This is a genomic window from Serratia sp. S4 (assembly GCF_000347995.1).
GTDB classification, from domain to species: Bacteria; Pseudomonadota; Gammaproteobacteria; order Enterobacterales; family Enterobacteriaceae; genus Serratia; species Serratia quinivorans.
Map to the genome: position 1 here is coordinate 3,630,401 of NZ_KB661120.1, position 21,884 is coordinate 3,652,284.

A 21,884-nucleotide genomic window follows, 5' to 3' on the forward strand; every position below is an offset into this window, starting at 1 on the left:
CTGTTTAAATTATTCAATTAAACCAGAATCAACAGAGCCAATACGACCACTGCACCCACACCCATAGACGCTATATACCAACGCACCTGACCGTTCTCGCTCACTGTCAGACCACGGTTCCCCCAGCGGGAGAAGATGGCCGGCAGATTCATCATCGAGTTCAGCGGATCACGCTGCAGCAACTTCGCAATACCCAGGTACGGCTTGACGAACACTTTGTCGTACAGCCAGTCGAAGCCCCAGGCATGGAACCACCAGGTCGAGAAGAAACGCCCCGGTGCGCTATTGGCAATGCGGGTCACCAGGCTACGTTTGCCCAGCCACAGCGCCGCCGCCAGCAGGATGCCGACAATAGCCACTACGCCGGAGGTAATCTCCAGTTGCAGCACGCTACCGTGCGCCAGCTCGGTGGTGTCTGGCAGTACGCCCTGCAATGGCGGAACGATCATCGCGCCAACGAAGGTGGACAGCACCAGCAGAACCAACAGCGGCAGGTGGTGAGTGATGCCTTTACCGGCATGCGCTTTGATTTTCTCTTCGCCATGGAACACGATGAAAATCATACGGAAGGTGTACAGCGAGGTCATGAACGCACCGACCAGACCGGCAATCATCAGGTTGATGTGACCGTTAGCCATCGCACCGGCCAGGATCTCATCCTTACTGAAGAAGCCTGCGGTGATCAGCGGCAGTGCCGACAGCGCAGCGCCACCCACCAGGAAGCAGACGTAAACCAGCGGAATGCTCTTGCGCAGGCCGCCCATCTTGAAGATGTTCTGCTCGTGATGACAGGCCAGGATCACCGAACCGGAGGAGAGGAACAGCAGCGCCTTGAAGAACGCATGGGTCATCAGGTGGAAGATAGCCGCATCCCACGCCTGCACGCCCAACGCCAGGAACATGTAGCCAATCTGGCTCATGGTGGAGTAGGCAAGCACGCGCTTGATATCGGTTTGCACCAGCGCGGCAAAGCCGGCCAGCACCAGGGTCACCGCCCCGATAATGCCCACCAGATGCAGCACTTCCGGCGCCATCAGGAACAGGCCGTGAGTACGGGCAATCAGGTAAACGCCCGCGGTCACCATGGTTGCTGCGTGGATCAGTGCAGAAACCGGGGTTGGACCCGCCATCGCGTCTGCCAGCCAGGTCTGCAACGGCAACTGCGCCGATTTACCGACCGCACCACCCAGCAACATCAACGTAGCCCAGGTGATCGCCGTATCGCCGACCGCCAGTTTTTGCGGTGCCAGGATCATCAGTTCGCGGATGTTCAGCGTGCCCAGCTCGTTGTAGAGGATGAACAGCGCAAATGCCAGGAACACGTCACCGACGCGGGTCACGATGAAGGCTTTCATTGCCGCCGCACCGTTGGCCGGATCCTTGTAATAGAAACCGATCAACAGGTAGCTGCACAGGCCCACGCCTTCCCAACCCAGGTACAGCAGCAACAGGTTGTCTGCCAGTACCAATACCACCATGCTGGCGATAAACAGGTTGGTGTACGCGAAGAAGCGTGAGTAACCCTCTTCACCGCGCATGTACCAGGAAGCGAACATGTGGATGAAGAAGCCCACGCCGGTCACCACTGACAGCATGGTCAGCGACAGGCCGTCCAGCGTCAGGGTCACACCGATATTGAAATTACCGACGCTCATCCAGTTCCACAGGTTTTGCTCAAACAGCTGCACACCCGTGGCTTTCTGGGCGAAGAAGTCCATACCCACGTGGACCGTGACCAGAGCAGCCAGGCCGATAGAGCCTACGCCGACGATTGCCGAGGTGTTCTCAGACCAGCGGCCTCGGGAGAAGGCCAACAGCAGGAACCCGATCAGCGGTAGCAGAATAGTTAAATATAATAGGTTCATCCGCGCATCTCACTGACAGTATCAATATTCAGGGTATGACGACGACGGTAAAGCTGCAGCAGCAATGCCAGACCAATACTGGCCTCGGCGGCTGCCAGGCTGATCGCCAGGATATACATCACCTGCCCGTCCGGTTGGCCCCAGTAGCTGCCCGCCACGATAAACGCCAGTGCTGCGGCGTTAATCATCACTTCCAGACTGATCAGCATAAACAGCAGATTGCGACGCACCAGCAACCCGGTCAGACCCAGGACGAACAGAATTGCCGCCAGGATCAGGCCATGTTGAAGAGGGATCATGCTTGCTCCTCCGATTTTCTTCTCGCCATTTCGCCACCGGCCGGGGCGTTGCTCAACACCTCACCCGGTTTGTGCTCACGGCCAATGTGGAAGGCAACAACCAGACCTGCCAACAGCAGCATTGAAGCCAGCTCAACCGCCAGAACGTAAGGACCAAACAGGCTGATCCCCACCGCTTTAGCGTCAACCATCTCACCGCTGATGCCCTGATCGGACACGCTGCGGATAGCAACAATCAGCACCACCAACAGCGCCAGCGACAAGATGCCAGGGCCGATCCACACCGACGGTTTGAGCCAATCGCGCTCTTGTTGCTGCACCGCGTTGCCGAGGTTCAACATCATCACCACGAACACGAACAGCACCATGATGGCACCGGCGTAGACGATGATTTCCAATGCCGCGGCGAAGTAGGCACCGAGTGAGAAAAAGACTGCAGAGATCGCCAGTAACGAGACGATCAGATACAGCAACGCATGCACAGGATTGGTATGCGAGATCACGCGAATTGTCGCGATCACCGCAATAAAACCTGCCAGATAAAAGGCAATTTCCATGCTTGCTGGCTCCTTAAGGCAACAGACCTTTGACGTCGATCGGTTTGGCTTCGTTTTCGGCTTCGCCCTTGGCTTTGCCGTCAATCGCCATACCGGCCATCCGGTAGAAGTTATATTCCGGATATTTACCCGGCCCCGAGATCAACAGATCTTCTTTTTCGTACACCAGATCCTGGCGCTTGAACTCACCCATTTCGAAATCCGGCGTCAGCTGAATGGCGGTAGTTGGGCAAGCTTCTTCGCACAGGCCGCAGAAAATGCAGCGCGAGAAGTTGATGCGGAAGAACTCCGGATACCAACGGCCATCTTTCTGTTCTGCTTTTTGCAGCGAGATACAGCCCACCGGGCAGGCAACCGCACACAGGTTACAAGCCACGCAGCGCTCTTCGCCGTCCGGATCGCGCGTCAGCACGATGCGGCCACGGTAGCGCGGCGGCAGGTAAACCGGTTCTTCCGGATACATCTGGGTTTCGCGTTTGGCGAAGGCGTGCAGGCCTATCATCCAAATACTGCGCACCTGGGTGCCGAAACCAACCAATAACTCTTTCAATGTCATGGTTTATTCACCCCTTATTGAGCGTTGTACAAAATGACTGCGGCAGTCGCCAGCAGGTTCAGCAGCGTCAACGGCAGACACACTTTCCAGCCGAAGGACATCACCTGGTCATAGCGCGGACGTGGCAGAGCAGCACGAATCAGTATGAACATCATCATGAAGAAAGCCGTTTTCAGCGCGAACCAGACGAATGGCGGTAGGAAAGGACCCTGCCAGCCACCGAAGAACAACGTCACAATCAGGGCAGAAACGGTGACGATACCTATGTATTCACCCACGAAGAACAGACCGAACTTCATGCCGGAATATTCAATGTGGTAACCGTCAGCCAGTTCCTGTTCGGCTTCCGGTTGGTCAAACGGGTGACGGTGACACACCGCCACGCCGGCAATCGCAAAGGTAATGAAACCAAAGAATTGCGGGATGACGTTCCACATGTGCGCCTGAGATTCAACGATCGCCTGCATGTTGAAGGAGTCCGCCTGCGCCACCACACCCATCAACGACAGGCCGATGAACACTTCGTAGCTCAGGGTTTGCGCAGAAGCACGCATCGCCCCCAACAGCGAGTATTTGTTGTTGCTCGACCAGCCGGCAAACAGCACGGCGTAAACCGCCAGGCCGGCCATCATCAGGAAGAACAAAATACCGATGTTGAGGTCAGACACCGCCCAGGTCGGACTGACCGGGACGATGGCAAATGCCAGCAACAAGGAAGTAAAGGCGATCATCGGCGCCAGGGTAAAGATCACCCGGTCGGAGAATTTCGGTACCCAGTCTTCCTTGAAGAACATTTTGATCATGTCGGCGACCAGTTGCAGTGAGCCACCCCAGCCGACACGGTTCGGTCCATAACGGTTCTGGAACAAGCCGAGCAAACGGCGTTCGCCGAAGCTCATGAATGCCCCACAGGTGACTACGACCAGCAGGATCACTACCGCTTTAACAATGGAGATCAGAATGTCGATCACCTCAGGGGTAAACCAGCTCATCGTGTTGCCTCCCGCAGATTTTCAACCGTTGCACCCACCAGTACCGGCGAGATCCCTGGCAAGCCGAGCGGTAAGCCCACCTGGCCCTGGGTCAGGGTTTCACTCAGACGCACCGGCAGACGCAAGGTCTGGCCCGCACAGCTGAATTCCACCAGCGCACCGGCATTGACGCCCAGCGCAGCCGCATCGGTCGGATTGACCATCACATAGGCCTCCGGCATGCGCTGCTGAATCACCCCGGAACGCTGTGACATTTCATCACTGCCGAACAGGTGGTAATACGGCGCGACACGCCAGCCTTGCTGTTGACCAAAGGCGGCAGGCACGCGGTCGAAGTAACCCAGCTTGCCCTCCCCCGCTTCGATCAAACGCACGCCCGGATCGCCATGACGCAGCTTGCCGCCCACTTCGGCCTGGAACTTGTTCCATGCTTGCGGTGAGTTCCAACCTGGTGCCCAGGCAAATGGGATCTGCTGGCGGTCAGCGAACGGGCTGTTGTTCCCTTCCATTGAGAAGGCGAACATGGTGTCTTTATCCTGCGGCTGACGCGGTTCGTGCACGCTGATATTGGCGCGCATCGCCGTACGGCCACTGGAGCGAATCGGAGAACGCGCCAGTTTCTGACCGCGGATACGGAAACTCGCGTCCGGTGCAGCATCGACAATGCCCTGCAACTGCGGCAACGCGGTGACACAGGCTTCGATCACATGATCAAGCTGCGTCCAGTCCACGTGGCGGCTGGTATAGGTGGAATGCAGCGAGTGCATCCAACGCCAGCTTTCCAGCATTACGGTGTAAACGTCTTTCTTCGCGTCGTCGTAGTACGCCGGATCGTAAACCTGGAAGAAACGCTGAGCGCGGCCTTCCTGATTGACCAGAGTACCGTCGCTTTCCGCGAAGCTGGCCGCCGACAGGATCAGATTAGCTTTATCCATGATGGCGGTACGCTGATGATCGACCACGATCAGGTTACTGACCTTGGCCAGTGCAGCGTCCACTTTCGCCGCCGGCGCATGCCGGTAGAGATCGTTTTCCATCACGATGGCCGTGTCGGCTTCGCCGCTTTCCAACTGGATCAGCGCCTGATCGAGCGAACCGCCGCCGATCATCGACAAACCGATGCTGTTGGCGGCGCTGGCTACGAAGGTGATGCCGACGTCAGAACCGCGATCCTTCAGCGCCTTGGCGATGTTGGCCGCCGCTTCGATGATGGCTTCGCTACCAGCGTTGCTGCCGGTGATGATCAACGGTTTACGCGCGTCGGTCAGCGCCTGCACGATGATATCGACTTTCTTGTTCAGGCCGTCAGCCAAATCGTTGACTGCCGGAGCCGCGTTGTCCAGCGCATGGGCGATAGCGAAGCCGAAGCGCGCCTGCTCATCCACCGGTGCGCGGTAGTTCCATGCCGCGATATCGTCCAGACGGGTGTTATCCACGTTGGTAACGAACAACGGGTGTTTGGCGTGCTGGCCAATGTTCTGCACCGCAGCAATCTGCCAGTCGGCAACGCGTTGGGCCGCAGCCATGGCACGAGCCTTGCCCTTCACTGCCTGACGTACAGACAGGGCAATACGTGCGCCGGTCTGGGTCAAGTCTTCACCCAACACCAGCACGGCGTCATAGCCTTCGATTTCGCGCAGCGCAGGCGTGTGAACGCCACTGTTTTGCAGCACGTTCAGCATCAGATCCAGACGGCCCTGTTCGGCCTGCGAGATACCGGTATAGAAGTTCTCGGCACCCACCAAATCACGCAGTGCGAAGTTACTTTCCAGGCTGGCGCGTGGTGAGCCAATGCCGATGGTTTTCTTCGCCTGACGCAGGATGTCCGCCGCGCCCTGCATCGCCTGCTCGGCGTTCAGGGTGATCCAGTCGTCGCCACGCAGTTGCTGTGGCTGACGTGGACGATCTTTCTGGTTCACGTAGCCATAACCGAAGCGGCCGCGATCACACAGGAAGTAGTGGTTCACGCTGCCGTTATACCGGTTTTCGATACGACGCAGTTCGCCATAGCGCTCGCCCGGGCTGGTGTTACAGCCGATGCTGCACTGCTGGCAGATGCTCGGTGCAAACTGCATGTCCCACTTACGGTTATAGCGCTCGGAGTGGGTTTTGTCGGTGAACACGCCGGTCGGGCACACTTCCACCAGGTTACCGGAGAACTCACTTTCCAGCGTGCCGCTCTCGACGCGTCCGAAGTAGACGTTGTCGTGCGCGCCGTAAACACCGAAGTCGGTGCCGTCCGCATAATCCTTGTAGTAGCGCACGCAACGGTAGCAGGCGATACAGCGGTTCATCTCATGCGAGATAAACGGCCCCAGCTCCTGATTGTTGTGAGTACGCTTACTGAAACGGTATTTACGGAAGCTGTGGCCGGTCATTACTGTCATATCCTGCAGGTGACAGTTACCGCCTTCTTCACATACCGGACAGTCGTGCGGGTGGTTGGTCATCAACCACTCAACCACGCTTTCGCGGAACTGTTTGGCTTCGCCATCGTCGATGGAAATAAAGGTTCCATCGGATGCCGGTGTCATACAAGACATCACCAAACGGCCACGCGTATCTTCCGCGTTTTGGTATTGCTTTACCGCACATTGGCGGCAAGCGCCGACGCTTCCCAGCGCCGGATGCCAGCAAAAGTAAGGAATATCGAGCCCGAGGGAGAGACAAGCCTGCAGCAGGTTGTCGGCCCCATCTACGTCGTATTCTTTGCCGTCTACATGAATCGTAGCCATAGTCAGCATGCTTCCAAGTGGCCTGCCTTGCGGCAGGCGTTAATCAAAAATTCTGGCCGTGTCGTCGGGGCGAGTCGGCTTACCAGCGTTGCTTCAGCAGATTATTGGCCTGAATACCGCCAATCGCATGCGCGTTGCTGAAGTGCTTCACTTTGATGCCCGCTTCGAACTCTTCACGGAAATATTTAATTGCGCTTTGCAGTGGCTCTACGGCACCTGGCGCGTGGGCGCAGAAGGTTTTGCCCGGGCCGAGAGAACGGCACAGCTGCTCAAGGGTTTCGATATCCCCCGGCTGCCCTTCGCCGTTTTCCAGCGCACGCAGGATCTTCACGCTCCACGGCAGACCGTCACGGCATGGCGTACACCAGCCGCAGGACTCGCGAGAGAAAAACTCTTCCAGGTTGCGCACCAGCGGAACCATGCCAATCTCGTGGTCTACTGCCATCGCCAGTGCAGTACCGAGACGGCTGCCGGCTTTACCGATGCTCTCGAAGTCCATCGGCAGATCGAGGTGATCGGCGGTCAGGAAGTCGGTGCCCGCGCCGCCTGGCTGCCAGGCTTTGAAACGCAGACCGTCACGCATGCCACCGGCGTAATCTTCCAGAATTTCACGTGCGGTGGTACCAAACGGCAGCTCCCAAACGCCTGGGTTTTTCACCCGGCCGGAGAAGCCCATCAGTTTGGTACCGGCATCGTTACTCTTGCCGGCGGAGATCCCCTTGTACCACTCAACGCCGTTCGCCAAGATCGCCGGAACGTTACACAGGGTTTCTACGTTATTGACGCAGGTCGGTTTGCCCCAAACGCCGGAGGAAGCCGGGAAAGGTGGCTTGGAACGCGGGTTGGCACGGCGGCCTTCCAGCGAGTTGATCAGGGCGGTTTCTTCGCCACAGATGTAACGACCGGCACCGGTATGAACAATCAGCTCGAAGTCGAAGCCGCTGCCCATGATGTTCTTGCCCAAATAACCGGCTTCGGTGGCTTCGGCAATCGCACGGCGCAAATGCACCGCAGCTTCGATGTACTCACCGCGCAGGAAGATGTAGCCGCGATAAGCCTTCAGCGCGAACGCCGAGATCAGCATGCCTTCCACCAACAGGTGCGGCAGTTGCTCCATCAGCAAGCGGTCTTTATAGGTGCCCGGCTCCATTTCATCGGCGTTACACAGCAGGTAACGGATGTTCATGGATTCGTCTTTCGGCATCAGGCTCCACTTCAGACCGGTGGAGAAACCTGCACCGCCGCGACCTTTCAGCCCGGCGTCTTTCACCAGGGTGACGATCTCGTCCGGAGCCAGGCCTTTAATCGCCTTTTCAGCACCGGCATAGCCGTTCTTGCTGCGATATTCATCCAGCCAAACCGGCTGTTTGTCATCGCGCAGCCGCCAGGTCAGCGGGTGCATTTCGGGAGTGCGTACAATGTCTTTAATCATTGATACTGCTCCAGTAGCGTCTCGATATCTTCAGGCTTCAGCTGACTGTGAGTGTCCTCATCAATCATCATGGTTGGCCCTTTATCGCAGTTGCCCAGGCAGCAGGTTGGCAGCAGAGTGAAACGGCCATCAAAGGTGGTTTGACCCGGTTTGATGCTCAGCTTCTTCTCAATGGCGGCCTGAATGCCCTGATAACCGGTGATGTGACAAACAACGCTGTCACAATAACGGATCACGTGGCGCCCTACTGGCTGACGGAAAATCTGGCTGTAGAACGTGGCCACGCCTTCTACGTCGCTGGCAGGAATGCCCAGCAGCTCCGCGATGGCATGAATCGCCCCATCCGGAACCCAGCCACGCTGCTTCTGCACAATTTTCAGTGCTTCAATGGAGGCAGCGCGTGGATCCTCGTAATGGTGCTTTTCGTGCTCGATCGCATCACGTTCTTCCGCACTCAGCTCAAATGCATCAACGCCGCTCTGGGGAGCGGCCGCATTGATAGGTTCAAGCGCTTGGTTATTCGCGTGATTGTCTTTTTGATCATGCATAGTTAGCGGTCCACATCTGACATTACAAAATCGATACTACCCAGATAGACGATCAGGTCGGAGACCAGGCTGCCACGGATTACCGCTGGGATTTGCTGCAGGTGCGCAAAGCTTGGCGTACGTACCCGGGTGCGATAGCTCATGGTGCTGCCGTCGCTGGTCAGGTAGTAGCTGTTGATCCCTTTTGTGGCTTCAATCATCTGGAATGATTCGTTGGCTGGCATCACCGGGCCCCAGGAAACCTGCAGGAAGTGGGTGATCAGCGTTTCAATGTGCTGCAGCGTGCGCTCTTTCGGCGGCGGCGTGGTCAGCGGGTGATCGGCCTTGAACGGGCCTTCCGGCATGTTGTTCAGGCACTGTTCGAGAATGCGCAGGCTCTGACGCAGCTCTTCCACCTTCAGCATTACGCGGGTGTAGCAGTCGCTGTTGCCGTCACCGACCGGAACTTCGAAGTCGAAATTCTCATAGCCGGAATACGGACGCCATTTACGCACATCGAACTCGATACCGGTGGCGCGCAGGCCTGCACCAGTGACGCCCCACTCCAACGCTTCTTTAGCATTGTAGGATGCCACGCCGACGGAACGACCCTTCAGGATGCTGTTCTTCAACGCAGCCTTGACGTAGGAATCCAGACGTTTTGGCATCCACTCAAGGAACTCGCGCAACAGACGGTCCCAACCGCGCGGCAGGTCGTGTGCGACACCGCCAATACGGAACCAGGCCGGGTGCATACGGAAACCGGTAATCGCTTCAACCAGATCGTAGATTTTCTGACGGTCGGTAAAGGCGAAGAACACCGGGGTCATGGCGCCGACGTCCTGAATGAACGTACTGATGTACAGCAGGTGGCTGTTGATACGGAACAGTTCGGACAGCATCACGCGGATGGTATCAACGCGATCCGGCACCTTGATACCGGCCAGTTTCTCAACCGCCAGCACGTAAGGCATTTCGTTCACGCAGCCGCCGAGGTACTCGATACGGTCGGTGTACGGAATGTAGCTGTGCCAGGACTGACGCTCGCCCATCTTCTCGGCGCCACGGTGGTGGTAACCGATATCCGGTACGCAGTCGACAATCTCTTCGCCATCCAGCTGCAGAATGATACGGAATGCACCGTGCGCAGACGGGTGGTTCGGGCCGAGGTTAAGGAACATGAAGTCCTCGTTCTCGGTGCCGCGCTTCATGCCCCAGTCTTCCGGTTTGAAGGTCAGCGCTTCCATTTCCAGATCTTCTTTCTGTTTGGTCAACACAAAGGGATCGAACTCGGTGGCGCGTGCCGGGTAGTCTTTACGCAGCGGGTGGCCTTCCCAGGTTTGCGGCATCATGATGCGCGACAGGTGCGGGTGGCCGTCGAAGGTAATACCGAACATTTCCCAGGTTTCACGCTCATACCAGTTGGCATTAGGGAAAACCTTGGTCGCTGTGGGCACGTGCAGGTCTTTTTCAGACAGCGCCACTTTCAGCATGATGTCGCGGTTGCGTTCGATAGAAATCAGATGATAGAAAACAGAAAAATCCGCAGCCGGCAAACCGTCGCGGTGGGTGCGAAGACGCTCGTCCACGCCATGCAGATCGAACAGCATGACGTAAGGCTTCGGCTGTTTTCTCAAAAACGTCATTACTTCCAGTAACTGGTCAGGTTTGACCCATACCACGGGCATTCCGGTACGGGTGGGCTGAACAGTAAAGGCTTCCGGCCCAAAACGGTTGCGCAGTTCGCCAATCACCGGGTCGTCAAGGTGATCTCTGGTTTGCCAGGCCGGCAATGCGTCGTGCGTCGTTGAATCTGTCATAATTTTTTTCACCACACTGAAGGGTTATTTCGCCGCAAGTTCACTTTTCGCTGTGTTAACCAATAGCGCACTAAGATGGACGTTAAATGAACGTCTTAAATCTCGTCAGGCGTCCGAAGGTTGGTCACCGCGATACGCTCGCCGTGTTTACGCTCTCTTTCAGACTGCATGTTGGCGCGGTAAACACCCTGATCGCCGACAACCCAGGACAGAGGGCGGCGTTCTTTGCCAATAGATTCCTGCAACAGCATCAGTGCCTGCATGTAAGCTTCCGGGCGCGGTGGGCAACCAGGAATGTACACGTCGACCGGCAGGAACTTGTCCACGCCCTGTACCACGGAATAAATATCGTACATGCCGCCGGAGTTGGCGCAGGCACCCATGGAGATCACCCATTTTGGCTCCAGCATCTGTTCGTACAGACGCTGAATAACCGGGGCCATCTTGGTAAAGCAGGTACCGGCCACCACCATCAGGTCTGCCTGACGTGGCGATGCACGCAGAACTTCAGCACCAAAGCGGGCCACGTCGTGAACGGCGGTAAACGACGTCACCATCTCCACGTAGCAGCACGAAAGACCGAAGTTATACGGCCAAATAGAGTTTTTACGCCCCCAGTTCACCATGTCATGCAATGCATGTTCGAGTTTACCCATGTAAACCGTGCGGTGAACCTGTTGATCCAGGGGATCGGCGACGACCTCCTGTTTTTGCAGGGGGTAACGGTCGTTCTCACCGTTCGGGTCTATGCGGGTGAGCGTATAGTCCATCTTAATGCCTCGTTTTTAACCGACTACTGCGGGTGACTGTTGGTGGCGTTTTTGATTGTGCCTGGCTTGCTCTGGCGCCTGGAGCGCACCGGAGTCCAATCCAATGCGCCAATACGCACCAGATAAACCAGCCCAGCCAATAACACCAAAATGAAAATGGCGGCTTCGATGAAGCCTACCCAACCGCTCTCACGTATGGAGACCGACCAGGCGTAAAGGTACAAGGCTTCAACATCGAAAATAACGAAGAACATGGCGACCAGGTAGAACTTGGCGGACAGACGCATGCGCGCCGTGCCGACCGAGTCGATGCCTGATTCAAACGGGGTATGTTTGGCGCGCGCACGGGCTCTCCCACCCAGGAAGAACGCGCCCATCAGCATTAAACAGCAAAGCCCGATTGCCACGACAAAAAATACGGCGAACGCCCAGTGATGAGCGATAACTTCAGTGGTTGTTGACATACTCTATGCTTACTCATCAAAAGTGGCGTCGATCGCTCTGCTCTTGTTTCTGGCAGTTAGTGCACCACATCGATTTAAGGGAAGGATAAATAAACCACACAAACAAACTGCTATTACAGCAAGTTAGCCAGCGTTTTACTGTGGGCTTTTTACTCCTTTCTATAACCTTTTGTCAACTTTGACAAAAGTATCTACACACTAGTTTACATACTCATCATTTAATTAACATTTGATGCGACCGGCTTAGGCTAAATCGTGTCAGTTAATTGATGTGTAGAAACAGATAGATATAAACCAACATGCTCATTTCAGTTTTACTATACCATTGTCTCAGGAATCTCCTGTTCTTCCACTCACTACCTAGGGGTATTTTTTTGATCCAGGACACGTTTTCAGCATAAACCCTCAAAAAAAGTGTGGCCCTTTAATAATTTTTGTCAATCCCGCCGGTCAAATCGGCCCGCCACAAACTACCAAAATAACCATATTGATTCCAGGCCTTTACCTTTATAATTATTCGTTCAATAAATGACCGAAAGACTATTTTTTCGTCTGATAACCGTTCTCATTAACAATCTTTAAGCCCAACAAATAAGACCTTCACTTTTAAAACCAATCGAAACCCTCATAAATCTAACTTTCATCGAATTCAGGGCAAAAAAAACCTCCGCCGAAGCAGAGGTTTTATTACCCGGTTTAACGCTTTTGGGCGTTATTCCTCATCGTCAACCAGACAGGTGTCATCTTCCAGCGAGGGACTCGGCCCACTGAAACTGTAGTTGTCGTTGCCGTTCTGCATGGTGCTGAATATCGCCATCGCCAGCTCATTGCCGCACTGGGTATCCTGGCACAGGCTATATTGAGTATCTGGCAGTGCCGGTAGCCCTTCCATTGCACCGAGCACCCGCAGGTCCGGGCTCATCATTTCAATCGGCCGAACGGTGATGCCCAATCCGGCCTTGCAGGCTGCGCGAACGGCGGACAACGTCGAAGCCACATAAGCAATCCGCCATGGGATCCCGGCTTCATCCAGATGTTTGATCGCCATCGAGCGGAACGGACTGGGTTCGTCCATCACCACCAACGGGATCGGTTCGCCGGCCTGGAAATGGTAATCCGCCGCGCAATACCACAGGGTTGGCGAAGTACGCAGCACAATGTGCGGGCGATCCGCGGTAGCCATAGTGGTGATCGCCAGATCGACTTCACCGTTTTCCAGCATGTCGATCATGAACGAGCTGGGTTTCACCCGGACGTCAATCGCCAGTTTTGGATACACCGAAGTGACGCGATTAAGCAGGAAAGGCAGGATGGTATCGGCGGTATCATCAGAAGCGCCAATAGTCAGAACACCTTTAATATTGTTGTACATCAGAGAAGTACAGGCTTCGTCGTTGAAGCGCAGGATTTTCCTGGCGTAGCCGAGAAGCTGAATACCGTGTTCGGTCAGTAATTTGTTGCGCCCATGACGGGCAAACAACTCTTTGCCAACCAGTTGCTCTAACCGCTGCATTTGTTGGCTGACGGCTGATTGAGTACGACAAACGGCGACTGCCGCCGCCGCAAAAGTATTCAAATCAGCAACAGCTACAAAGGTTCTTAGCAGATCGAGGTCGAGATTGAGTATCGGACGATTTGCAGTTGTCATAGTGTTTTCTTCACTTTTTAAATTCTAATTTACAAACTACCCTGGTGTGTTTCTAAGACATCGTTTAAAAGGGACGATGTCAGACATGACAGTACCCCACTCATTAGTGGAGGGCAAAAAAATTACTTTTATTTCGTTACCTCTATCGCCTTTTAAAATGTGATCTATCGAGAATGCTTATACAACGACTGACGTTATAAGTGGTGCAATTGTTTCATTTTTACCGAACAATATATTTTACTCACTCAGATAGTGGGATTACCACACCAATTGTGCTGCACAACCTCCGCAGCCAGACTGGCCTGAGCGTCTTCCTATACGCGAAAGAGTAAGAAGTTTCTGTTGTAACGGCCGGTACATTTTTTAATGATTTTAATAAATTCAATCAGTAACATTTATCCCGTCAATAACTAAGGAATAACTACTTAAATGCGGCTTAACAGAGAAACTAAAATAGCGCTAATGTGAATTTTCTTATGATTCAGTTTGGATCTCCGATGGACAAGCGGCCATCAGACGACTCTGGCATTATCATTTCTTTACATTTTAACTCCGTTAAATCCCCTCTGTGGCTTAACAGTAAAGTCCCTTCAGTTAGCTCAGCGTCGATGGCATGGGCCTTTATAGCTCTGCTCACCCGCATCAAATCAGATTAAATAACTACAAACTAAACAAAAACAAGAATTAAAAACCAGAAAAACACTTTAACATTGTTTATCATCCCTGAAATGAACCTCTGAGCCCTTCGTTTGCACCAAAGGCGTGCACAACCCTTCAAAAGCGTCAGCGCCAGGAGTACATTGGGCAGGTTGCGGTGTTCCACGGTAGGAACGCCCCCATCCCAGCAAAAGGCTCAACTTTCTATGTCCCCCATTGAGAAATCCAGCAAACTGGACAACGTCTGCTATGACATTCGCGGCCCAGTGCTCAAAGAAGCTAAACGTCTTGAAGAAGAAGGCCATAAAGTCCTCAAACTGAACATTGGTAACCCTGCCCCGTTTGGTTTTGACGCCCCTGACGAAATCCTGGTCGACGTGATCCGCAATCTGCCCACGGCGCAAGGCTATTCCGACTCCAAAGGGCTCTTCTCGGCACGTAAAGCGATCATGCAGCACTACCAGGCGCGCAACATACGTGACGTGACAGTTGAGGATATCTACATCGGCAATGGGGTTTCCGAGCTTATCGTGCAATCCATGCAGGCGCTGCTCAACAGCGGCGACGAAATGCTGGTGCCGGCACCGGATTATCCGCTGTGGACCGCGGCGGTTTCGCTGTCCGGCGGCAAAGCCGTGCACTACCTGTGTGACGAAGAAGCCGGCTGGTTCCCGGATCTGGATGATATCATCAGCAAGATCACCCCACGCACCCGTGGCATTGTGATCATCAACCCGAATAACCCGACCGGCGCGGTCTATAGCAAAGCACTGCTGGAGCAGATTGTTGAGATCGCCCGTCAGCACAACCTGATCATCTTCTCCGATGAGATCTACGACAAGATCCTGTATGACGAAGCCGAGCACCATTCGATCGCTGCGCTGGCGCCGGATCTGCTGACAGTCACCTTCAACGGGCTGTCCAAAACTTACCGCGTGGCCGGTTTCCGCCAGGGGTGGATGGTTCTGAACGGGCCGAAGAAACATGCCAAGGGCTATATCGAAGGGCTGGAAATGCTGGCGTCGATGCGTCTGTGCGCCAACGTGCCGATGCAGCACGCGATCCAAACGGCGTTGGGCGGTTACCAGAGTATCAATGAATTTATTCAACCCGGCGGCCGTCTGTATGAACAGCGCAACCGCACCTGGGAGCTGTTGAACGAAATCCCAGGGGTTTCCTGCGTGAAACCTCAGGGCGCGTTGTATATGTTCCCGCGCATCGATGCCAAACGCTTTAATATTCATGATGACCAGAAACTGGTGCTGGATCTGCTGCTGCAGGAAAAAGTGCTGCTGGTGCAGGGTAGCGCGTTCAACTGGCCGTACCCGGACCACGTGCGCATAGTAACGCTGCCACGTGTGGATGAACTGGAAATGGCGGTGGGCAAACTGGGGCGTTTCCTGGAAGGTTATCGCCAGTAGTCTCTGTGGGCGCAGCATGCTGCGCCCCTTCCCCTCCGCCGAATCCTAACCGCACGGCCCGAGTTGCATAACCCGCCATCACTGCTCACAATGGAGTCCTCACTTGCCGTTGTAAAAGAGAGCACCATGAGCCAGAGCCACTTTTTTGCCCATCTGTCCCGCTTGAAACTGATTAACCGCTGGCCGCTGATGCGCAATGTCCGCACCGAAAACGTTTCCGAGCACAGCCTGCAGGTGGCATTCGTTGCCCATGCGCTGGCGGTGATAAAAAACCGCAAATTCAATGGTAACCTGAGCGCCGATCGCGTCGCCCTGCTGGCGATGTACCATGATGCCAGCGAAGTGATTACCGGCGACATGCCGACGCCAATCAAATACTACAATCCGCAGATCGCCCACGAGTATAAGAAGATCGAAAAGATCGCCCAACAGAAACTGCTGGATATGATCCCGGAAGAATTGCGTAACGATTTTCGCTCGATCCTCGATGAACACTATTACACCGAAGACGAAAAGTTGGTGGTTAAACAGGCCGATGCGCTGTGCGCCTACCTGAAATGTCTGGAGGAGTTATCTGCCGGCAATAACGAATTCAAACTGGCAAAAGCGCGGCTGGAAAAGACCCTGCAACAGCGCAGCAGCCCGGAGATGGATTATTTCATGAAGGTGTTTATCCCCAGCTTCAGCCTGTCGCTGGATGAAATCAGCCTGGACTCTTCCCTGTAATTTTCATGGCGCAGCACGCTGCGCCGTTAATCAAAATGCATATAGCCAGGGCACAATAATCACGCTGACCAACATCACCAACAGCGTGAACGGCACGCCGATACGCACGAAATCCCCGAACTTATAGTTGCCCGGCCCCAGCACCAGTGTGTTCACCGGCGAAGAAACTGGCGTCATAAACGCGGCCGAAGCAGCGATGGCAATAATCATGGCAAACGGGTACGGTGAAACTCCCATTTCACGCGCAGCAGCAATGGCGATCGGTGCCATTAATACGGCGGTGGCGGTATTGGAGATAAACAGGCCAATAGTGGCGCACAGCGCAAACAGGCACACCAGCATCACCCGCGGCCCGGCATCTCCGGCGACGTCCATTAACCCGCGCACGATCAAATCTACCCCGCCGGTTTTTTGCAACGCCTGGGCAAACGGCATCATGCCGACAATCAAGATAATGCTCGGCCAGTGAATCGACTTATAGGCGCTTTCCATGTCGATGCAGCGGAATTTGCCCATCAACAGGCAGGCAATCAGCGCGGCGATCGGGTTGGGGATTTCATCGGTCAGCATCATCGCCACCATCAGCGCCAGGCAGAACAAGGCGTGCGGTGCCTGGGTGATAGCCGGTGCCACTTCGTCAACTTCGGCTGGCAGATTGAGCACGATAAAATCATGGGTTTTCGCCTGCAACTGACGGATCGCCTTCCAGTCGCCGATCACCAACAGAATATCGCCCAACGCCAGAGGCTCATCCACCAGTTTGCCCGGCAGGGTTTCTCCATTGCGGCGAATACCGACCACGTTCAGATCGTAGCGACTGCGAAAGGCTGACTCGCGCAGGCTTTTGCCCAATAACGTTGAATCGGGGATCAGCGATACTTCCGCCATGCCGACGTTGCGCGACTGTTCGGAGAAATAATCGCCACGCAGAATCATCGGCTCCAGTTGCTGCTCGCTGCAGAATTCGCGCAAATCGACCTGGCTGTCCGACATGTCGAGCAGCAGCACATCCCCTTCGCGCAGTTCGGTGCTGCCGGACGCGCTAACCATCACCCGCCGGAAGCGCTTCCAGCGTTCAATCCCCACCACGTTGGCACCGTAACGGGCGCGCAGATGCAATTCGTCCAGTGAATGCCCTACCAGCGGCGAGCCACTGCGCAGCGCCAGTCGACGGGCACGGCCGGTCAACTTATAGTCGCGGATCAGATCGCGGAAGGTACGGCGCTGCCAGGTTTCACGCGTTTTACCACCGTCGTCATTGCCCAGCCAGCGCCGGGCCACCAGCATATAACCCACGCCCAGCACCAGTACCGCCAGGCCGACCGGCGTCACGGCAAAGAAGCCAAAGCCGCCAATGCCCTCGCGCACCAGTTCACTGTTCACCACCATATTCGGCGGCGTCGCCACCAGCGTCATCATGCCGCTAATTAAACCGGCAAAACTCAGCGGCATCATCAACCTGCCGGGGGGAATTTTCATCCGCGCCGCCACGCTGAGCACCACCGGGATAAAGATCGCCACCACGCCGGTCGAGCTCATAAAAGCCCCCAGGCCGGCCACGGTGACCATCAGCAACATCAGCATCCTGGTTTCGCTGCTGCCGGCCACCTTCACCAGCCAGTCCCCTACCTGATAAGCCACACCGGTACGCACCAACCCTTCACCAATCACGAACAGCGCGGCGATCAGGATCACGTTGGGGTCGCTGAAGCCCACCGTGGCCTCCGACAGGGTCAGCGTGCCGCTCAGCACAAAGGCGATGATCACCAGCAACGCCACTACGTCCATACGCAGTTTGTTGGTGGTGAACAGCACTATGGCAATCAACAGTAAACTCAACACCCACAGTAATTCGCTGTTCAAAACGGCCTCATCCGGCAGAGATATTAGGGCCTTAAAAATTAGCATAAAAAAACCCCGCCGATGCGGGGTCTAATCAATTCGGGTGAAGATAGGCCGGTTATGCCACCAGGCTAATCGTCGCGCCCTGCTCAGTTTTACTTACCGCAATCTGTTCAAGCGAGGTTAACAGTAGATCAACCTGCTCCAGCTTGGGTGCATCGGCCGGTGCATTGACCGCAATCACCTGGCAGCCCGCGGCCAGCCCGGAAAGAATTCCTGCGGCGGCGTCTTCCACCACCACACAATCCTGTGGTGCCAACCCCAGGCGCTCGGCGCCCAGCAAATACGCGTCCGGCTGCGGCTTGCCATGCTTCACTTGCTCGGCGGTAATGAACACCTCCGGCTGCGGCAAACCACCGGCGTTACGACGGGCGCTGGCAACCGGGATCGACCCTGAGGTAACGATCGCCCAAGGGATGTCGAGACGATTCAGGCAATCGAGCAAGGCAGCGGCCCCCGGTAATGCCGTGACGCCGTCGGTGTCCTGCGCTTCTACCTGCTCCAGCAGCAAAAATTCCTGCTGAATGGCCGCCTCACTTTCTCCCGGCATAAAATGACGCAACGAGGTAATGGCCTGTTTACCGTGGATAAAATCCAGTACGTCCTGCGGATTAATGCCGCGGCGTTTGGCCCAGTTAATCCAGGCGCGCTCTACCGCCGGCAGTGAATCAACCAACGTCCCATCAAGATCGAACAGAAAACCCTTACACTCCACAGGAAACCTCTTTTAATCAGGCATTGATAATTTGCGCTATCTCTACGGCGCTCAGATGATACTGGCGTGGGCATGACAGCCAGATGGCCAGCATCCGCTGGTACTTTTCCCACATTTTGGTTTGGGCATTAAAGCCGTGGCTGCCGGAATCGAAATGAGTATAGCGCCCTTCCGTGGTCACCAGGAAACGCACGTAGCTCAGATGACGCGCTTCAGTCGCGGCATCAAAGCCGAGAAACGCCAGGCGGCGTGCCTCAATCCCCTGTTTTTCCTTCAGGTTGTCCCAGGAAACCTGCAGCGCATGGTGCATTTCCATCACGTTGATAATGCTGCGGCACACGTCTTCGCTCATTTCGCCAAAGTCGCGATCCAGCTCGCGCATCTGCAGGCCAAAACCACGTTCGATAATAGTTTGCAGGCGGCGATAACGCTCGGCGTTATCCGGATCCAGCAGGGTCATCATCTTGTATTGGTTCGACAGGATCAGCCGTTGGGCGTGGGTCATTTCCATCATAATTTCCTCGATAAATTACTTATGGCGGAAGCATCGCACAGCGCAATATCGCAGGAAATCACAACTCACCGGTTCTTTGATTTAAACCGGGGTTATTGGCCGGAACAGGCTATGCCCAAGTCTATTATTAGGGAGAGCGTGCCGAAGGGGTCGTAGCGGCTTGCCCGCCGGAGTGCCCCTCGGTGCGCTAGGCCCGGGTATCTCAGACTAGACATCAAACTTAACAAGGCCGCAATCAATGCGGCCATTTTCGAAGTTACAGATCATCCAGGAAGGTTTTATCCAACTGCTTGAACGCGCGTTTCAGCAGATCCGCCAACGCCTGATAGGTCGGCGTACCTTCTACCGGCGCGACCGCCTGGCCGGCTTCCGTCAGCTTGTTACGCACTTCATGGAACCATTGCAGCAGCGTTGGCGGCAACGGGGTAACCGAACGGCGCCCCAACCACCACAACCCCTGCATCGGCATGCTGCAGGCGAACAGTGCAGTGGCGATCGCCGGGCCAAGCTGGCCGCCCATGGCTATCTGCCAGGTCAGGGTAAACACCGCCAGCGGCGGCATAAAGCGGACGGCAAAACGGGTGGCACTCGCAACGCGATTCTCCGGAAAGACCGGAGCCAGACGTTTGTCTGACGGCCAGGTTTTCATATAATGCTGCCCGCGCTGGAAGACCTGAAACCAGCTTACGGAACCGGACGGTTTGCTCGTCATCGCGTACCTCAACGTCACAAAGAAAATAAGGACACAGCCAACACAATACTAAAAAAGTTGAAGCTTTAAATTTATTTTGTGTTTGCCTCAGGCTATCGGTATCCTAAGCCGGCCTTTTGGCCGGTAGAAGATGACAAGAATTCTGTCAACTTTTAGCCCTATAAAAATCAAGATTATTTAAACCGCAGAGAAATCATCGGTTTTTTCATCGTCATGTGGTTTGTTCAATTCACATGATGTTAATCATAAATGTCAACGGCATTATGCGCTACGCTTGTTGTCTGATTGACGATTAATTCACCACGTGTTTTGGTCTTTCCTTTAACAACACGAACTATTTAAGTAGGTACTTCCATGTCGAGTAAGCTAGTACTGGTCCTGAACTGCGGCAGTTCTTCCCTGAAGTTCGCTATCATCGATGCTGTCAACGGTGAAGAACACCTCTCCGGCCTGGCCGAATGTTTCCACCTGCCTGAGGCTCGCCTCAAATGGAAGATGGACGGCGCCAAACACGAAGCGGCTCTGGGTGCCGGCGCTGCGCACAGCGAAGCACTGAACTACATTGTTAATACTATTCTGGCACAAAAACCGGAGCTTTCTGCACAGCTGACCGCTATCGGTCACCGCATTGTGCACGGCGGCGAGAAGTTTACCGCCTCTGCCGTGATCAACGACGAAGTTCTGCAGGGTATCAAAGATTCGGTGCCTTTTGCACCACTGCATAACCCGGCGCACCTGATCGGTATCGCTGAAGCATTGAAATCCTTCCCTAAACTGGCGGATAAAAACGTTGCCGTGTTCGACACCGCATTCCACCAGACCATGCCTGAAGAATCCTACCTGTACGCCCTGCCGTACAGCCTGTACCGCGACCACAGCGTTCGTCGCTATGGCGCGCACGGCACCAGCCACTTCTATGTCACCCAGGAAGCGGCCAAGGCCCTGAACAAGCCGGTTGAAGAAGTCAACCTGATCACCTGCCACCTGGGCAACGGCGGTTCCGTTACCGCAGTGCGCAACGGCAAATGCGTTGACACCTCCATGGGTCTGACCCCACTGGAAGGTCTGGTCATGGGCACCCGCAGCGGTGACATCGATCCGGCCATCATCTTCCACCTGCACGACTCCCTGGGCATGAGCGTTGATCAAATCAACAAAATGCTGACCAAAGAGTCCGGCCTGCTGGGCCTGACCGAAGTCACCAGCGACTGCCGTTATGTTGAAGACAACTACGAAAGCAAAGCCGACGCCAAGCGTGCGATGGACGTATTCTGCCACCGCCTGGCCAAATACATCGGTGCCTACAGCGCACTGATGGACGGCCGTCTGGACGCGGTCATCTTCACCGGCGGTATCGGTGAAAACGCCGGTATGGTGCGTGAGCTGACCCTGAACAAACTGGGCCTGCTGGGCTTCGAGATTGACCACGAGCGCAACATGGCTGCTCGCTTCGGTAAATCCGGTGCCATCACCAAAGACGGCAGCCGCCTGGCGCTGGTAATCCCGACCAACGAAGAGTTGGTCATCGCTCAAGACGCATCCCGTCTGACCGCGTAACGCTCTCCGACACCG

At 55.2% G+C, this 21,884-nt stretch carries 19 protein-coding genes; 3 read left to right on the forward strand and 16 right to left on the reverse strand.

Annotation, left to right across the window (positions count from 1 at the left end):
- Positions 1 to 17: 17 nt before the first annotated feature.
- The 12 genes from nuoL to lrhA all read right to left on the reverse strand — a co-directional run bounded on the left by nuoL (position 18) and on the right by lrhA (position 13,665).
- Positions 18 to 1,865, reverse strand: coding sequence for an NADH-quinone oxidoreductase subunit L (gene nuoL, locus SERS4_RS0117620; RefSeq protein WP_012146013.1), 1,848 nt, complete (start codon positions 1,863 to 1,865; stop codon positions 18 to 20).
- Positions 1,862 to 2,164, reverse strand: coding sequence for an NADH-quinone oxidoreductase subunit NuoK (gene nuoK / locus SERS4_RS0117625; protein ID WP_012146014.1), 303 nt, complete (start codon positions 2,162 to 2,164; stop codon positions 1,862 to 1,864). The genes nuoL and nuoK overlap by 4 nt, the downstream gene beginning before the upstream one ends.
- On the reverse strand, positions 2,161 to 2,721 hold the full coding sequence (nuoJ, locus tag SERS4_RS0117630) for an NADH-quinone oxidoreductase subunit J (RefSeq protein WP_017893489.1): 561 nt from the start codon (positions 2,719 to 2,721) through the stop codon (positions 2,161 to 2,163). Before nuoJ ends, nuoK begins: the two co-directional genes overlap by 4 nt.
- A 13-nt stretch (positions 2,722 to 2,734) precedes the next feature.
- On the reverse strand, positions 2,735 to 3,277 hold the full coding sequence (nuoI, locus tag SERS4_RS0117635; RefSeq protein WP_004947256.1) for an NADH-quinone oxidoreductase subunit NuoI: 543 nt from the start codon (positions 3,275 to 3,277) through the stop codon (positions 2,735 to 2,737).
- Positions 3,278 to 3,291: 14 nt separating this feature from the next.
- Complete coding sequence (gene nuoH / locus SERS4_RS0117640) at positions 3,292 to 4,269, reverse strand: NADH-quinone oxidoreductase subunit NuoH (RefSeq protein ID WP_012146016.1); 978 nt, start codon at positions 4,267 to 4,269, stop codon at positions 3,292 to 3,294.
- Positions 4,266 to 7,004, reverse strand: a complete 2,739-nt coding sequence (gene nuoG, locus SERS4_RS0117645) for an NADH-quinone oxidoreductase subunit NuoG (RefSeq protein WP_037410742.1) — start codon at positions 7,002 to 7,004, stop codon at positions 4,266 to 4,268. Before nuoG ends, nuoH begins: the two co-directional genes overlap by 4 nt.
- Positions 7,005 to 7,083: 79 nt before the next feature.
- The gene (gene nuoF, locus SERS4_RS0117650; RefSeq protein WP_012146018.1) at positions 7,084 to 8,436 is read right to left on the reverse strand and encodes an NADH-quinone oxidoreductase subunit NuoF; all 1,353 of its coding nucleotides are present in this window, start codon (positions 8,434 to 8,436) and stop codon (positions 7,084 to 7,086) included.
- Positions 8,433 to 8,984 carry an NADH-quinone oxidoreductase subunit NuoE gene (nuoE, locus tag SERS4_RS0117655; RefSeq protein ID WP_012146019.1) on the reverse strand — a complete coding sequence of 184 codons (552 nt, stop codon included), beginning with the start codon at positions 8,982 to 8,984 and terminating at the stop codon, positions 8,433 to 8,435. The genes nuoF and nuoE overlap by 4 nt, the downstream gene beginning before the upstream one ends.
- Positions 8,985 to 8,986: 2 nt before the next feature.
- Entirely contained in the window at positions 8,987 to 10,783 is a 1,797-nt protein-coding gene (nuoC, locus tag SERS4_RS0117660) for an NADH-quinone oxidoreductase subunit C/D (protein WP_012146020.1), read from the reverse strand.
- Between the two features lie 95 nt (positions 10,784 to 10,878).
- On the reverse strand, positions 10,879 to 11,553 hold the full coding sequence (locus tag SERS4_RS0117665) for an NADH-quinone oxidoreductase subunit B family protein (RefSeq protein ID WP_012146021.1): 675 nt from the start codon (positions 11,551 to 11,553) through the stop codon (positions 10,879 to 10,881).
- A 23-nt stretch (positions 11,554 to 11,576) separates the two neighbouring features.
- Positions 11,577 to 12,017: an NADH-quinone oxidoreductase subunit A gene (locus SERS4_RS0117670; RefSeq protein ID WP_012146022.1), complete on the reverse strand. Its 441-nt coding sequence runs from the start codon at positions 12,015 to 12,017 to the stop codon at positions 11,577 to 11,579.
- Positions 12,018 to 12,729: 712 nt separating this feature from the next.
- Complete coding sequence (gene lrhA / locus SERS4_RS0117675; RefSeq protein WP_026142461.1) at positions 12,730 to 13,665, reverse strand: transcriptional regulator LrhA; 936 nt, start codon at positions 13,663 to 13,665, stop codon at positions 12,730 to 12,732.
- A gap of 863 nt (positions 13,666 to 14,528) precedes the next feature.
- Here lrhA and SERS4_RS0117680 point away from each other — a divergent pair.
- Both SERS4_RS0117680 and yfbR read left to right on the forward strand, forming a co-directional pair.
- The gene (locus SERS4_RS0117680) at positions 14,529 to 15,743 is read left to right on the forward strand and encodes a pyridoxal phosphate-dependent aminotransferase (RefSeq protein ID WP_017893492.1); all 1,215 of its coding nucleotides are present in this window, start codon (positions 14,529 to 14,531) and stop codon (positions 15,741 to 15,743) included.
- A 126-nt stretch (positions 15,744 to 15,869) separates the two neighbouring features.
- Positions 15,870 to 16,469 carry a 5'-deoxynucleotidase gene (yfbR, locus tag SERS4_RS0117685; protein WP_017893493.1) on the forward strand — a complete coding sequence of 200 codons (600 nt, stop codon included), beginning with the start codon at positions 15,870 to 15,872 and terminating at the stop codon, positions 16,467 to 16,469.
- Positions 16,470 to 16,499: 30 nt separating this feature from the next.
- On the opposite strand, the gene SERS4_RS0117690 is transcribed toward yfbR, so the two are convergent.
- From SERS4_RS0117690 to yfbV, 4 genes are all read right to left on the reverse strand, one after another.
- Positions 16,500 to 18,377 carry an SLC13 family permease gene (locus SERS4_RS0117690; protein WP_017893494.1) on the reverse strand — a complete coding sequence of 626 codons (1,878 nt, stop codon included), beginning with the start codon at positions 18,375 to 18,377 and terminating at the stop codon, positions 16,500 to 16,502.
- Positions 18,378 to 18,429: 52 nt separating this feature from the next.
- Positions 18,430 to 19,086, reverse strand: a complete 657-nt coding sequence (locus tag SERS4_RS0117695) for a sugar phosphatase (RefSeq protein WP_012146027.1) — start codon at positions 19,084 to 19,086, stop codon at positions 18,430 to 18,432.
- Positions 19,087 to 19,102: 16 nt separating this feature from the next.
- Positions 19,103 to 19,597 (reverse strand): YfbU family protein, encoded by a 495-nt coding sequence (locus tag SERS4_RS0117700; RefSeq protein ID WP_017893495.1) that lies wholly within the window; start codon positions 19,595 to 19,597, stop codon positions 19,103 to 19,105.
- A gap of 259 nt (positions 19,598 to 19,856) precedes the next feature.
- Positions 19,857 to 20,312 (reverse strand): terminus macrodomain insulation protein YfbV, encoded by a 456-nt coding sequence (gene yfbV / locus SERS4_RS0117705; protein ID WP_017893496.1) that lies wholly within the window; start codon positions 20,310 to 20,312, stop codon positions 19,857 to 19,859.
- 354 nt (positions 20,313 to 20,666) lie between these two features.
- Here yfbV and ackA point away from each other — a divergent pair, with 354 nt between their 5' ends.
- Positions 20,667 to 21,869, forward strand: coding sequence for an acetate kinase (gene ackA, locus SERS4_RS0117710; RefSeq protein ID WP_012146030.1), 1,203 nt, complete (start codon positions 20,667 to 20,669; stop codon positions 21,867 to 21,869).
- Positions 21,870 to 21,884 lie beyond the last annotated feature (15 nt).

Bases quoted from the DNA above. Each gene is read 5' to 3' on its own strand.
- ackA (WP_012146030.1), top strand. From the start codon at position 20,667: ATGTCGAGTAAGCTAGTACTGGTCCTGAACTGCGGCAGTTCTTCCCTG.
- nuoG (WP_037410742.1), bottom strand. From the start codon at position 7,004: ATGGCTACGATTCATGTAGACGGCAAAGAATACGACGTAGATGGGGCC.
- SERS4_RS0117690 (WP_017893494.1), bottom strand. From the start codon at position 18,377: ATGCTAATTTTTAAGGCCCTAATATCTCTGCCGGATGAGGCCGTTTTG.
- nuoI (WP_004947256.1), bottom strand. From the start codon at position 3,277: ATGACATTGAAAGAGTTATTGGTTGGTTTCGGCACCCAGGTGCGCAGT.
- yfbR (WP_017893493.1), top strand. From the start codon at position 15,870: ATGAGCCAGAGCCACTTTTTTGCCCATCTGTCCCGCTTGAAACTGATT.
- SERS4_RS0117665 (WP_012146021.1), bottom strand. From the start codon at position 11,553: ATGGACTATACGCTCACCCGCATAGACCCGAACGGTGAGAACGACCGT.
- yfbV (WP_017893496.1), bottom strand. From the start codon at position 20,312: ATGACGAGCAAACCGTCCGGTTCCGTAAGCTGGTTTCAGGTCTTCCAG.
- SERS4_RS0117670 (WP_012146022.1), bottom strand. From the start codon at position 12,017: ATGTCAACAACCACTGAAGTTATCGCTCATCACTGGGCGTTCGCCGTA.
- nuoL (WP_012146013.1), bottom strand. From the start codon at position 1,865: ATGAACCTATTATATTTAACTATTCTGCTACCGCTGATCGGGTTCCTG.
- nuoE (WP_012146019.1), bottom strand. From the start codon at position 8,984: ATGCATGATCAAAAAGACAATCACGCGAATAACCAAGCGCTTGAACCT.
- nuoC (WP_012146020.1), bottom strand. From the start codon at position 10,783: ATGACAGATTCAACGACGCACGACGCATTGCCGGCCTGGCAAACCAGA.
- nuoH (WP_012146016.1), bottom strand. From the start codon at position 4,269: ATGAGCTGGTTTACCCCTGAGGTGATCGACATTCTGATCTCCATTGTT.
- nuoK (WP_012146014.1), bottom strand. From the start codon at position 2,164: ATGATCCCTCTTCAACATGGCCTGATCCTGGCGGCAATTCTGTTCGTC.
- nuoJ (WP_017893489.1), bottom strand. From the start codon at position 2,721: ATGGAAATTGCCTTTTATCTGGCAGGTTTTATTGCGGTGATCGCGACA.
- nuoF (WP_012146018.1), bottom strand. From the start codon at position 8,436: ATGATTAAAGACATTGTACGCACTCCCGAAATGCACCCGCTGACCTGG.
- SERS4_RS0117700 (WP_017893495.1), bottom strand. From the start codon at position 19,597: ATGGAAATGACCCACGCCCAACGGCTGATCCTGTCGAACCAATACAAG.
- SERS4_RS0117680 (WP_017893492.1), top strand. From the start codon at position 14,529: ATGTCCCCCATTGAGAAATCCAGCAAACTGGACAACGTCTGCTATGAC.
- lrhA (WP_026142461.1), bottom strand. From the start codon at position 13,665: ATGACAACTGCAAATCGTCCGATACTCAATCTCGACCTCGATCTGCTA.